This window comes from Desulfomarina profundi, assembly GCF_019703855.1.
GTDB lineage: Bacteria > Desulfobacterota > Desulfobulbia > Desulfobulbales > Desulfocapsaceae > Desulfomarina > Desulfomarina profundi.
This window is the reverse complement of the sequence record NZ_AP024086.1, coordinates 2,410,848-2,424,643: the sequence shown is the minus strand read 5'-3', so window position 1 is coordinate 2,424,643 and position 13,796 is coordinate 2,410,848. Positions and strand designations below refer to the sequence as shown.

The window sequence follows — 13,796 nt, the reverse complement described above, 5'->3', positions numbered from 1 at the left end:
TCATTGGTATTTCCGGACAGCTGTCGGCATACATGCTGCGGTTGGCCAACCCGGTCTTAACGCTTTATACCACAAACTGTCGTCTGGGTGAAAGCGTCCTTTGAAAGCTTCGTGCATCAAAGACAGTAAGATTACAGTTTTGTAATCTTACTGTAATGTTTGTGTAATGTTGCAGAGTTAGTATTGTGCCTTGGATGATTTTCCTTTCAGGCTGAAGGGCATTGTTATCTGAAAACCCAGTCACAGCAGGTTTTTTCGTCACAGTTGGGATTTTCATTGCTTTCTCATTGCTCAGCTTTCCAGCCCAGTTGTGCTGGTTCAGTGGAAGGGAGTATGGATGTTCAAGTGATAAAGGAGAAACAGATGATACAGGCAGACAATTTGTCGAAAAAATATGGATCTGATTTCGCCCTGCGTCAGGTGTCGTTTGATATCGGACGGGGTGAGATTGTCGGCCTGCTCGGTCACAATGGAGCCGGGAAGACCACGATAATGAAGATATTGACCGGTTTTCTCGAACCCACCACCGGGCAGGTCAGGATCGGTGGTCATGATCTGGCCCAAAATCGGCGCAAGGTTCAGGAAATTATCGGTTATCTGCCGGAAAACTGCCCTGTTTACCCGGAGATGTCGGTAATTGGCTACCTTGATTACTGCGCCTCTCTGCGCAATCTGGGTGAACCGGAAAAGAAAAGGAGAATTCGTGAAGTCCTGGAAATGACCGGGATCAGTGACCGGGCCTTCGATCGTATTGATACTCTCTCCCGGGGGTTACGGCAGAGACTGGGGGTTGCCCAGGCCCTGCTCCATGAGCCAGAGCTTCTTATTCTTGATGAGCCGACCAACGGGCTTGATCCGACCCAGATCGGTCACATGCGGCAACTGATCAAGGAATTGGCCCCCCGGGCCACCATAATTATTTCCACCCATATCATGCAGGAGGTACAGGCTGTATGCGACCGGGTAATCATTATTCGGGACGGTGAAAAGGTGCTGGATGAGTCCCTGGAAACCTTGAAGGAAAGCCGCAGTGTCAGTGTTGCCCTGGATGTTGACAATGCTTCGGATATTCTGGAGGCGCTGCCTTTTGTTCAGGCTGTCCGTGTCGACAGGGGAAAGGGGTTGAGCAGATATTCTCTCGAAATTAAGGGTGATGCTCCGGATATTACACCGGAAATTGCCGATACGATTATGCAGAATAACTGGAAACTTTTTGAGTTGACCCCCGAATCGAGGGATCTTGAAACAATCTTCAGTGAAACAATGATGTCATCTGGGAGGATGCAATGAAAACAATGCTCCGGATAGCCGGGAAGGAGTTCGGAACCTTTTTCTCCTCTCCCGCGGCCTATATATTTCTCGGTGCCTTTCTTGGTGCCACCTATTTTATTTTTTTCTGGATTGAGTCTTTTTTTGCCCGTAATATTGCTGATATGCAGCCACTTTTTAAATGGATGCCTCTGCTCCTGATTTTTCTGTGCGGGGCTATCACCATGCGGATGTGGGCGGAAGAGAGGCGTACCGGTACCCGGGAGCTTCTTATGACCTCCCCGGTCTCCTCCCTGGTTCTAATCTGTGGAAAGTTTCTGGCCTGTCTCGGGCTTGTCGCCCTGGCACTCCTGCTGTCCCTGCCCCTGGCTGTGACGGTCAGTTTTATCGGCCCCCTTGACTGGGGTCCGGTGTTTGGCGGCTATCTTGCCTCTCTTTTTCTTGCTTCTGCCTATATTTCCATTGGTATTTTTGTCAGTTCCAGGTCGGACAATCAGCTGGTTGCGCTTATTACCAGCGTATTCATCTGTGCTGTGTTTTATTTTCTCGGTTCACCGGTCTTTACCTCGTTTTTCAATAATTCCACAGCCGAACTGTTGAAACTGCTGGGAAGTGGTTCCCGTTTTGATTCAATCACCCGTGGAGTGATTGATGTTCGTGATCTTCTCTATTACCTGAGTGTCTGTGCGATCTTCCTTGTATTGACCGGTTACTCGCTTGAACAACAGCGCTGGGCCGGCAATACAGGTAAAGTTTCCCATCGTACCTGGCAGCTCGTGACCCTGCTTGCCGTCGTCAACCTGGTTGTTGTCAATATCTGGATGGCCCCGGTGCAGAAGGTGAGAGTTGACCTGACCGAGAACAAAATCTATACCCTGAGTGATGCTACCCGCAGTTATCTGTCCCGTCTGCGGGAACCTCTGCTGATCCGTGGTTATTTTTCCGCCCAGACCCATCCGCTCCTGGCTCCCCTGGTACCGAGATTGAGTGACCTCTTGAAAGAGTACGAGGCTGCCGGAAACGGCAGGGTCAAGGTTGAGATTATCGATCCGGGTGAACACCCTGACCTGGAACAGGAGGCCGGGGAAAAATATGGTATCCGCCCGGTTCCTTTCCGCACCGCCTCCCGTTACCAGACAGCGGTAACCAATTCATATTTTGATATCCTGGTCTCCTACGGCAGCGAATTTGAAACTCTGAATTTCCGCGACCTGATTGACATCAAGACTGCCGGTGAAACCGAAATGAGCGTTGACCTGAAAAATCCCGAATATGATATCAGCCAGGCCATCAAAAAAGTCCTGTACAGTTATCAGAGCGGAGGTAATCTTTTTGAGAATATTACCGGATCCGTTGGTTTCACAGCCTATTTCTCGGATGACAAAAAATTGCCGAAAGAACTGGTTGACTTGAAAAAGGCCATTGTCAAAGCGGTTGATGAAACCGGTAAAAACAGCGGTGGCCGGTTCAGTGCCACCTTTGTGGATCCCGATAAAAAGGGAGGGGATTTTATCAATCGGCTCGAAGAGAAGTGGGGTTTCAGACCTATGGTGGCCGGGCTTTTTTCTCCAAAGACATTCTGGTTTTACATGGTGATGAAGAATGGCGACCAGGAGGTTCAGGTACCCCTTCCCGAGGATCTCAAGGCAGAGGCAGTACAGCGGGTAATCGATTCTGCCCTGAAGAGGTTTTCCACGGGATTCTTAAAGACCGTGGCTGTCTGGACACCTGTTTCCACTCCTCCCATGTCTCCCTACGCTCCCAGGGAACAGAAAAGGCAGTTCCGTCAATTGCATCAGTATCTCGGGGAGGATTTCAATATAGTTGATACCGACCTGAAAAAGGGTACGGTTCCTGAAAACGCCGATATTCTTCTGTTGCTGGCACCGGAATCGCTCAACGAGAAACAGCTTTTTGCGGTAGACCAGTTCCTGATGCAGGGTGGATCCGTGATCATGGCAACCTCTTCCTGTGATATTGAAATGAACGGGGCGTTGAAAGTCAGGAAGGTTGACAGTGGTCTGGAGAAATGGCTTGAACATAATGGGATTACGATTGAAAAAGAGCTGGTCTTTGATCCTCAGAATACGCCTTTTCCTGTTCCCAGGAAGCGTGATCTCGGTGGTTTTGTTGTCCGCGAAACACAACTGGTAAACTACCCGCTCTTTGTGGACATCCGTCCAGACGGTATGGAGAGTGACGATGGTCTGCTCGCCGGTGTGCGCCAGCTGACAATGTCCTGGGCATCTCCGGTTACAGTGGACAGGGAGAAAAACGCGCAGCGAAAGGTCAGTGAACTGCTGTTCAGTTCTCCAGAAAGCTGGCGTTCTGACAATCTCAACATCCAGCCTGATTTTGACCAGTATGGCGAACTGGGTTTCCAGGTGAGCAAAACCCGTGGCCGGATACCCCTGGCTGTCATGGTGGAGGGTGGTTTCAACTCATGGTTTAAAGATAAACCATCGCCCCTGGCAGCTGTAAAAAAAGAGAAAAAGACAGAAAAGAAACCGGAAAAAAATAGCGGGGATAAAAAAGAGGAAGCGATTGCAATCAACAGGGTAATTGATCATTCTCCCGATTCATCCCGTCTTTTTGTCCTGGGTTCAAACACTTTTCTGTCCGATATTGCCCTGGGCTTGAGCTCCAGCGTCAACGGAACAAGCTACGAAGCCCCCCTTCAGCTGGTTGCAAACTGCATTGACTGGTCTCTGGAAGATCGGGAACTGCTTGCCATGCGCAGTCATACCCGGTTTTCCCGGATTCTACTTCCTCTGCAGACGGGTGAGAGACGGGTGATCGAATATCTAAATTATGGAATGGCCCTGGTGGGTCTGATTCTTATCTGGGTCATGAGCCTGTGGCTGCGCCGGCGAACACGGCTTCGTTTTCAGGCCATACTTGATGATTCTGGGAGGGTGTAGCTATGAAACGTTTATTACCACTGCTGACCGCGATACTCGTGGTGCAGGTTGTGCTGGTCATATACTGTTATTCAGGCGGCAGGCAGGAGACAGGCGTCGGAGAACCTCTTGTTTCTCTTAATACTGCAACTGTGGATCATATTACTATTATGGATGGTGATAAAAAACAGGTTGTTCTGGAAAAAAGAAAAGGGAAATGGATTCTGCCTGATCATTCTGAAGTGGCTGCTGACGGTTCAAGGATCAGCGGTTTGCTAGAGAAAATTGTTACAATCAAGGCAGGTTGGCCTGTTGCCACAACTTCATCTGCTGCTCTTCGATTTCATGTGGCGGATGAGCAGTTCAAAGTAAAACTGGTATTGCAGGAAAAAGAGAAAAAGACCACCATTTTTCTTGGTGATTCTGCAGGGGCCCGGTCTGCCTACCTGCGACTGGAAGGCAGCAATGATATTTTCCGGGGCAATCTTGCGACTTATGATTTTCCTGTCGATCCGGATAAATGGCTCGATCCGTCCCTGGTGAAACTGGACAAAAAGGAGATCGTTGAGTTGCAGATAAATGAGCTGACCCTGGTCAGGGAAAAGGATGGATTTGTCCTGAAAGATGCCGGGCAAGGTAAAACGAAAAAGTCAGTGGCGGCAAACCTGGTAAGTACCCTGGCCGAATTGAAAGTGGATGGTGTTCTTGGCAGGAAGAACGATCCTTCCTATAAACTTGATAACCCGGCTCTGCTGGTTACCGTCAAAAAGAAGGATGGTTCCACGGTGGAATATCGTTTTGCCAAGGATAAAAAGAAGAAGACTGATTATATCCTGAAACGGTCGGACAGAAAAGAATATTTCAGGGTAGCCCTGTGGCGAATCAACAGTCTGCTGGATACAAAGCGTGATGATCTGCTGGACAAGGAAAAATCCGGTCCGGCAGAAAAGGAAAAAGAGTAAGCTGCAGGAAAAAAGCCCCGAAGATATATTATCTCCGGGGCTTTTCTGAGCCATTTAAATCAACAAGCTCTTTTTTTGCCGGGGTTTACAAAAACAGGAGAAGAATAAATGATGATCAATGGCTAACCCGCATTTCTCATGAACATTGTGTCAATTTTGAGATGAGCTGTAGAATACAAATAATTAGCCAACTATCAGTAGTCGAACAAAATTGACACAATGTTCACCCAAGGTCAGCCCAGGCGACGCCATCTTCTGCAATATTTCAACAGTAAATATAGGCCACTATTATTTACTCTTGAAAATTTTGTAGCTGATGCCGCCTGAACTGATGAGAAATGCGGGCTGAGCCTTTCGGTTTGGCCATGTCGGCTAAAAAAGATATTGGAAACCGAACTGGAGCCTGTTTATATCACCGTCGTCTCCGTTTTCCACTTCTCTCATGGCCCAGATATATTCCAGACCGAAGTTGATACGTTTAACCGGACTCCAGAACAGGTTCGCGTGGACCGACTGGTAGCTCTTGTCGACAGTATCCGGCACATATTTCAGGTCATTGTCACGTTCGGCATAGGAATAGATAAGAGTTGAACGCAGACTGTCCGTCCAGAAGTGCTGATAGGCAACAAGGCCGCCATACTGGACGTTCGTCTCAATTTTCCGGGTGACCGGGTTGATAAAGGCATCGGCAAATTCAGCTTCCATGTAGCGTCCCAGCGCGTTACCGTAATTGAACTGAAAACGGAATTTATCCTTGTTGAAAGTGGGAATGACGGCGGTAAAACTGGCAGCTCCGCCAAAGGTGTCATCGTCATAGAGGCCATCATCTATTATGAGCTGCCGTCCCATTGCCGCCAGAGAAAAATGACCGAAGCCTGTATCCACATTCGCTCTGACAATAATGTCCGGAATAGATTCTCCATCACTGCTGGTGGGAGCACTGCCATCCTTTGATGTAAAAGTGCTTTCCGGGTTTTCCAGAGCAAACTGCAGGGAACCGAAGCCCATGGGTTGAGTCCATCGGATCAGGGGCTGACGGATGAAAAGACTCCCGGCAGGTCCACCGAAATCAACAGTTTCCGCATAGGAAGCCAGGTCGATAAAGGTACTCCACTCCTGGCCGACCAGGAGGTGGCCGAGTTCTCCGTATGCCCGTCTCAGTCTCAGACCATAGGAATTGGAATACGTTTCCGTACCACCGGCACCAAAAAGGTCGCCTTCGATTTTAGTTTTGAACATTCCGTAGTCGGTGGAAGTGCTGGTAGCAATGCCGAGCCTGGTCTGACGTGCATGCATGAAAAAAGAGTTGTCAGGTAACGCATCCTGCTGGGAATCGAGAGGAACAGCTTTGGGGAATAGGCATATTTTCCGCCGCCGTCCGTATCAGTATATATGGCATCCAGCTTTGCGTAACCGTATATTTTCACCTTGGTATCTTTTGGGAGAATCAGTGAGCTCCCGTTGTCACCCGTCTGCGGTGCTGATTTTTTCTGCTCCTGTTGCGCTTTTTCCATGGCGGCAACTTTTTGCTGGAGCAGTTCCATATTTGCCTTCATTTGCTGGATGGTTGCTTTCAGTTCATCAAGTGTTTCTGTTCTCGCGCTCTGTGGAATGAATAACAGACCGCTGAAAAGCAGCAGCAGAATGACGACAGATCGATCAGCCCTTTTCTTCCACATTGTCGTTAGCATTTTTTTCTCCTTGCAGAAAAAGATTGAGTTTTGAATAAATCTCTCCTGTTTATGCACATCTTAGTGCTTCTCTCTTCAGTATAGCACTTTATGTGTATATGTTAACTATTATCTGTGTATATGCAAATAAAAATTAAAGTAACAGGTTAAATAGTTAAATAGAGTGCGGGTTTGTCAGGAAGGAAGTGAATCGGCAGGTGGAATATCAGGATCAGGTTTGATTGAGATGGTAGAGTTCGTAAAAAATACCCCGGTGTTCAATTAGAGAATCAAAATCTCCGTCTTCAACGATGGTGCCGTTATCCATCACAAGAATCCGGTCATAGGATGGAGTGAGGTCGAGCCTGTGAATGACAGCGATAATGGTTTTCTTAGACCTTAAGGATGAAGATAAATAGTCCTGGATAAGGGCCTGTGAGGTGTTATCAAGGCTGGCTGTTGCTTCATCCATTATGATGATCGGGGTGTCTTTCAGCAGGGCTCGGGCAATGGCAACTTTCTGCTTCTGCCCACCGGAAAGATGGCTGCCCTGGCTGCCCACAGAGAAATCGAGACCGATATTGATAATTTCTTCCAACAACCCATGCCGGCGAAAGGTATCCCAGGCAAGATCGCGGAGTTGCATGATATCTTCATTGGTTTTTTTGGCGGAACCAAGGAGAATATTGGTGCGGATATTCCGGTTGTACAGGTAGGCGGCATGGCAGTAGGTACTGAAATCTCTCAATTCTCCGTTATGGGTAACCTGGCCCCCGTCCAGCTCGCACCGTGAGGTGTCGATATGCTGTATTTCAGAGAGGAAATAGAAGCGGGCCTGGAGGATTTTTCGCCTTAATTCCAGGCTCAGGGCAATCAGCTCATGTTTGGCAGGGATATACCGCAGGGAGATTACCATCAACCTGTTTTTTTCCTGGGCAGTCAGTTTTAACCCCCTGTCCAGACGTCTGATTATATCTTCGTAGTGACCAAGCTCTTCCTGTTTTATGGGGTTATTTTGAAAAAAGAATTCATCGATATCAATTTCCTTGATCATTTCCAGGGTTACCCGGACCAGGGCGGCACCCAGCCTGAGAAGATCTTCCGCCAGATCCATTTCCTGAACAAGTACCTTGAAATCAGGGCTGTCAGGCAGATTTTCCGTACTGTATCTGCCGCTCATGGATTCTCCGAAGATAAGGTTGTCCCGCAGAGTTGCAAATTCCAGAAATCGATTGCGATCGTAAAATTCCACAACCTCCTGGAAATCCTGTTTCAGTTTCTCCCGGATAATGGCACGCATTTTCAGAAAGTGATTTTTCAGTTTATGGGCCTTTCCCGGGGGGAGGATGGAATTCATACCGAACCAGAGAATGTCTTTTTCCAGACCGATTTCGTGGAGTATGGTTCGGATACGGGTCCGGATTTCAGGAGAAAGAGGGTTCTGCAGGTCCGGTTCTCCAAGACCGTAGAGGATGTTTTCTCCTATAGTTCCTGAAAAGATAAAAGGATGTTGTGGGACCATGGCAATGTTTTCGCTGATGAAATCACCGCTGCAACTGCTCAGGTCACGACCATTGATCCGGACTGTTCCCTTTGTGGGGCAATGGAGACCTGCCAGTACCAGGGCGAGGGTTGACTTGCCGCATCCGGAGGGTCCTATAAGGGCAATATGTTCTCCTTTATTTATCGAAATATCAATATCGTGAAGGAGTGTTATGTTTCCTGGGAGGGTATAAGAAATACGGTTTGTTTCAATGCAGACAGCGTCTGAAGAAATGTCTGCATCTGCTGATGGTGCAGGCAGTGCAGGCCTGTAATCGAACAGGTTTGTAATCTGTTGGTAGCGGATTATGGCATTTTGATAGGACTGATAAAAAAGGCGAAGCTCCTGCCAGGGATCGTACAGTTTTTCATGGGCAGACAGAAAGGCTACCAGGGCGCCCAGGTCAAATTCACCCCGGATTGTCAGGACTCCCCCCACCAGAAAGAGAAGAAAGGGTCCAATAGCCTGGAACAGATTTCCAGAGAACTTGATACCGAATTTATAAAGATGAAGCTTGATGGAAATCCGGTAGAGTTTGTCTATTAATCGGGTAAGGCGGTTTTTTTCATGGTCGTAAGCGTTGTAGGACTGGATTTCGACGATGCCGTTAATGGCCTCATTGACTGTGTCACTCATGGCCCGAACTGTTTTTATCCTTTTCCTGTTCCAGTTGTTGAATCGTTTCTGTAACAGAGGAATGACAATAATCTCCACAGGGTAGATAGCTATTGTCAGCAAAGTCAGCAGTTGGTTTAGGGAAAACATATATCCCAAAACCACGACATAGGTGAGTATGGAGGTAAGGGGCACGGCCAGAGCCTCTCCAAGAAACAATCCGATGGCATTGAGCTCTGCCGTCATGGCGGAAATGGCCGAACCGGGTCGCAGGCTGCGGTAGAGCCTGAGGGGCAGGTGGAGGATATGAAGATACAGTTCGGAACGCAGTTTGATCAGAATCCTCTGGCCGATTATCACCTGTACCATGTTGATGGCGTATTTGCTGAGTCCGGCCAGAAGAATTGCTCCCATATAGAGGCCGCAATAGAGAAAGAGAGCGTGAAGATCGCCGTAGCTGATGGCTTCGTTGACTATACGCTTCTGCATTTCCAGGGGGAAGACCCTGAAAAAGAGGCTGACCAGGATCAGGATGAGCAGCAGAAGCTGCAATCCATAACAATTGTTAAGTATCCAGTAGTAGAGCGGTCTTTTTGTTATGGGTATATTTTTTTTCACGACTTCTCACTGCTCCTTCCGGCATTCATTTTTCCGGGCGAATTCGGTACAATTAAGAAATGGTCGATTCAATTTTGATGGACTCGTAAAAACTCCGATCTCCTGCGTTGTGGGGTGATCGTGTAATGCTCGACGTGCTATATGTACGCCTGCGCTTACACGACACCGCCACGCCTTGTATATCGAAGTTTTTCCAGAGTCCATCTGAGAACGTTGAACGACTTTTTACGAGATCATCAATTTTACTTGAATCAATAAAAAAACAAAGTCGTCGTGGATTCAGGTTTCATTCATAACCATTAACCCGCATTTCTCATCAGTTCAGGCGGCGTCAGGTTCAAAGTTCTCGGAGTCTTCGCTTACCTTGCAATGAATTATAGTGACCTATATTTATTGCAGAAATACTGTAGAAGATGGCGTCGCCTGGACTGACCTTGGGTGAACATTGTGTAAATTTTTCTGGGTCACTGATAATTGTCTCATTGTTTGTGTTCTACAGTTATTCTCAAAATTGACACAATGTTCATGAGAAATCCGGGTTAACTCTTCCTGCTACTATAAGAGCATTTTCATTTATTGCAAATGCACATAATAAATCCCGATTATGTGCGAAAACCAGCCTGATACTTGTGGGCAGGAGTTATCCTGCAACTGAAATCATGATTGCCTGTAATTTCTGCCTAGCCATTTTGGTGGAGTCCCGCCGAGGAATCCCATAATCCGGCTGATGGTTTTTTCCTGCCCGTTTTTTTCTCCGGTTCCAAAATGGATCAGAACCAGGGTGAAAATCATCAGAGGAAAGGGTGCCACCTGGAATATCTGTGGAGGGACAGCTGTAAAAATGTCCTGGAAAGTGATTCCAAGTATCTGCAGGAGACCGAAAAAATAGGCCCCTATGGCAACCCGGAAAGGATTCCAGCTGCCGAAGATAACCAGGGCCAGGGCGATCCAGCCTATTCCTTCACATCCTTGCGGATGCCCCCATCCAGGTTTAACAGCCAGGGAAAAGGCTCCTCCTGCCAGGCCGACTATGCTGGAGCCGATAATGGTGTAGATTGTCTGCACCCGCAGGGGATTGATACCACGAGCCCAGCAACCTTCCGGATTCTCACCCACGCTTCGAAGTATGAGTCCCTGTCTTGTATGGTAAAGAAAATAATAACAGGCAGGGATGGCGAGCAGGCTGAGGTAGATTATGGGAGAGTGAGAAAAAAGAGCCTTACCGAAAAAAGGGAGGTTTGCCAGACCGGGAAGAGGAAAGCTGTCGAGTTGGACTCCTTGCTGTCTGGAATAGGGATTGCCGAGAAAATAGGCGAGGTCTCTGGAGAGAAAGGTGAGAGCAAAGCCTACAGCAACCTGGGACTGACCGAGTCTGACGCTGATGCCGGCAAGAATGGCACCGGAAACACCACCGGTACAGGCAGCAGCCAGAAAACCGAGCAGAACTGAGCCGCTCCAGCTACCGATAACAAAAGCGGTCATGGCACTGAGCAGGATAGTGCCGTCTAGAGAGAGATTGACCACGCCTGCTTTTTCCGTCAGAGTTTCTCCCAGTGCTGCAAGGACCAGGGGCGCAGCCATTATAATCAAAGATGCCGTAAGGGATGCCAGTGAAAGTTCCATTATTGCTCTTTCCCCCGTTGTTGAATGCCATACACCAGAAGTGCGCTGAGAACGCAGGCCCCCTGTATCACACCGGACAGGGAAGAATCGATCTGCAGAACAATGGGAAGCTGAATGGAGCCCGCGGCCAGTACCGCAAAAAACAGGCAGATTGGAGCAACCGGCAGGACCCTGTAATTGGCGAGCATGACAACCAGCAGGCCAAGGTAGCCGTAACCGCTGGATATGGAAGGGATGAGCCGATGATAGACTGAGAGAACCTGAACAGACCCGGCGAGACCCGCAAGACCTCCACCAATAGCCATGGCTCCAAGACCGGTCAGCTCGGGTCGGATACCAAATAATTTTGCTCCATTTTGATTTATACCGGCTGCCTTGATGCGCAGGCCGAAGCGTGTCGCCCCGAGGAGAAAGGCAGTGACCAGAAAAGCAAGCAGTCCAAGTAAGATCATGGCGGGGGGAACCCGCCAGCCCTGGGGGAGATATATCCAGAGCTCCCTGGGAAAAAGATCAGTACCACTCATTGAGGCCATTCCCGCACGTTTCCACGGCCCGAGGATAAGCCAGAGGACACCCCCCTGGGCTACGAAATTAAGACCAAGACCACCAAAGATTTCATTAACTCCACCCCTGTTTTTCAGGATGCCGGTAAAGGTTCCCCAGAGTCCACCAGCAAGAAATCCGGCAAAGAGCGCGAAACTGATTGTGGCGGCCGGCGGTATGGATAGAGGTTGTCTCAGGATCAATGTTGTACCGATGGCTCCGAGAATGACCTGCCCCTCAATTCCGATATTCCAGAGGCCGGCTCTGAAGGTGAAAAGCAGGCCGCAGGAACAGAGGAGAAGGGGGATCCAGACGGAGAGCACGTGGCTGAACTGCAGCCATGAGCTGAGTGTTCCCCGGATAATGGTAATGCCTATTGTGGCGGGGGATATACCCAGCAATACAAGCATGAGGCTCACCGCTCCCAGGGCAAGGCCAGTGATGCTGAGAAATCGACCGGTTTTCCTGGCAAGGGAGTGAAGTCTGATTGATGGTTGTTTCATTTTTTGAAATTCGAGTCAGGTCATGATGGTTTCTGGCCGGTAATGGCCCTTGATATCTCGTTGTAACTTGTCTGATCGACCGGACTATCCAGGATAATTGAACCGTTATAAAAAACAAGAACCCTGGTGGCCTGCTCCATGATCTCCTCAAGTTCTGGGGAAGCAAAAATTATGGTTGTGTCGGGTCGGAGATGACTGTGCAGAAATCGCCATGTCCATTCTGAAGACTGTACATCCAGTCCCCTTGTGGGGTTTTCCATGAGAACAAGACGGACATTTCCGGGGATGAGTGAGAGCAACAGTCGCTGCAGGTTTCCTCCTGAGAGGTTTTCAACAACCGTATCAGGCTGACCTTTGATATTATAGGTTTCAATGGCTTTTTCTGTTTCAGCAAGTCCGCTTCTGCCGGTGATGATCCGATATCTGCTGCCTGCAAGGATATGGTGTTCGCGAATGGTCATTCCGGGAAACAGCCCTTCCGTCAACCTGTCGGCGGGAAGAAAGGCCGTGAGGCTATAATTCTTCCTGTTGGGAAGAGTAGCTTTTTCCTCGAAACGATTGATGATTCCCGTTTCGGGAGAAAGCAGGCCGAAGGCGGTTTTGAGAAAAACGGATTGACCGCTGCCGTCCACTCCCGCCAGACCGACTACTTCTCCAGCCTGAATGGACAGGGTGATGTTCTGCAGTCCCGAACGACCTGTAGTGGAGGTGACATCTGTAAAATCGAGAACCGTCCGACTTCCTCCCCGGTCTGTGCTGGAAACAAATCCCTCGGGCAGGGTGTCGAACATGGCGTGAAGCAGTTTCTCCCGATTAAAGGGGCGTTGCTGCTGTCCGGCCAACCTACCGTGGCGGAGTACCGTTACCTCATCGCAGAGTTGTTCGATTTCATCAAGTTTATGGGAAACAAGGAGGATTGCCAGGCCGTCTTCCCTGAGAGTGTGCAGAGCCTGAAAAAGAACATCCTGTTGTTTTTGTGAAATCCCGCTCGTGGGTTCGTCCAGAATCAGCAGGTTTGCTTTGTCCCGGATAAGTCGTAGAAGTTCAAGCTGTTGCCGTTCTCCAACCGTGAGTTCTTCCAGTTTTGAGTCAGGAGGAAGGGAGAACCCGAATGCTCTGCTGAGTTCTCTGAGGGTATGCCGGGCCTCTTCGGGGTGAAACCCGTCACTGCCCACCATGAAATTATCAAGGACTGAGAGCTGTAGAAAATCAAGTGGTTCCTGGTAAAGCATGCCGAATCCCAACTTCCGGGCATCCCTGGGAGTGCGGAGTTCTATGTTCTTGCCATTAAGGATTATTTCGCCACCGCTTCTGGTATAGAAACCGGTAAGAATCTTCATCAGGGTTGATTTTCCGGCTCCGTTTTCACCGATGATGCCATGAATTGAGCCGCTTCTGATCTTCAGAGAGACCTTGTCCAGTGCACGTACCCTGCCGAAGTGTTTACTGATTTTTCTAAGCTCGATCATTAAAAAAACCGCTCCCGTTTACAGATAAAGAAACGGGAGCGGAGCCTGGTTGATGAAATTGCAGGAAAAAATTATATGGCT

Annotated in this window: 8 protein-coding genes; 3 read left to right on the top strand and 5 right to left on the bottom strand. The window is 48.8% G+C overall.

Annotated features, from left to right (window positions below):
• The first annotated feature begins 333 nt into the window (after positions 1–333).
• From LO777_RS11105 to LO777_RS11095, 3 genes are read left to right on the top strand one after another with little or no spacing between them, the layout of a single operon-like run.
• Positions 334–1,290, top strand: coding sequence for an ABC transporter ATP-binding protein (locus LO777_RS11105; protein ID WP_228853974.1), 957 nt, complete (start codon positions 334–336; stop codon positions 1,288–1,290).
• Positions 1,287–4,190: a Gldg family protein gene (locus tag LO777_RS11100; protein ID WP_228853973.1), complete on the top strand. Its 2,904-nt coding sequence runs from the start codon at positions 1,287–1,289 to the stop codon at positions 4,188–4,190. Before LO777_RS11105 ends, LO777_RS11100 begins: the two co-directional genes overlap by 4 nt.
• A 2-nt stretch (positions 4,191–4,192) precedes the next feature.
• Complete coding sequence (locus LO777_RS11095) at positions 4,193–5,131, top strand: DUF4340 domain-containing protein (RefSeq protein ID WP_228853972.1); 939 nt, start codon at positions 4,193–4,195, stop codon at positions 5,129–5,131.
• A gap of 372 nt (positions 5,132–5,503) precedes the next feature.
• Here LO777_RS11095 and LO777_RS11090 read toward each other — a convergent pair whose 3' ends face one another.
• The 5 genes from LO777_RS11090 to LO777_RS11070 form a co-directional block, all read right to left on the bottom strand.
• Positions 5,504–6,496 (bottom strand): DcaP family trimeric outer membrane transporter, encoded by a 993-nt coding sequence (locus LO777_RS11090; protein WP_228857373.1) that lies wholly within the window; start codon positions 6,494–6,496, stop codon positions 5,504–5,506.
• Between the two features lie 537 nt (positions 6,497–7,033).
• Positions 7,034–9,577 (bottom strand): ABC transporter ATP-binding protein/permease, encoded by a 2,544-nt coding sequence (locus tag LO777_RS11085; RefSeq protein ID WP_228853971.1) that lies wholly within the window; start codon positions 9,575–9,577, stop codon positions 7,034–7,036.
• A gap of 657 nt (positions 9,578–10,234) precedes the next feature.
• Positions 10,235–11,200 carry an ABC transporter permease gene (locus LO777_RS11080; protein WP_228853970.1) on the bottom strand — a complete coding sequence of 322 codons (966 nt, stop codon included), beginning with the start codon at positions 11,198–11,200 and terminating at the stop codon, positions 10,235–10,237.
• Positions 11,200–12,246, bottom strand: coding sequence for an ABC transporter permease (locus LO777_RS11075; protein WP_228853969.1), 1,047 nt, complete (start codon positions 12,244–12,246; stop codon positions 11,200–11,202). The genes LO777_RS11080 and LO777_RS11075 overlap by 1 nt, the downstream gene beginning before the upstream one ends.
• A gap of 20 nt (positions 12,247–12,266) precedes the next feature.
• Positions 12,267–13,715, bottom strand: a complete 1,449-nt coding sequence (locus LO777_RS11070) for an ATP-binding cassette domain-containing protein (protein ID WP_228853968.1) — start codon at positions 13,713–13,715, stop codon at positions 12,267–12,269.
• Positions 13,716–13,796 lie beyond the last annotated feature (81 nt).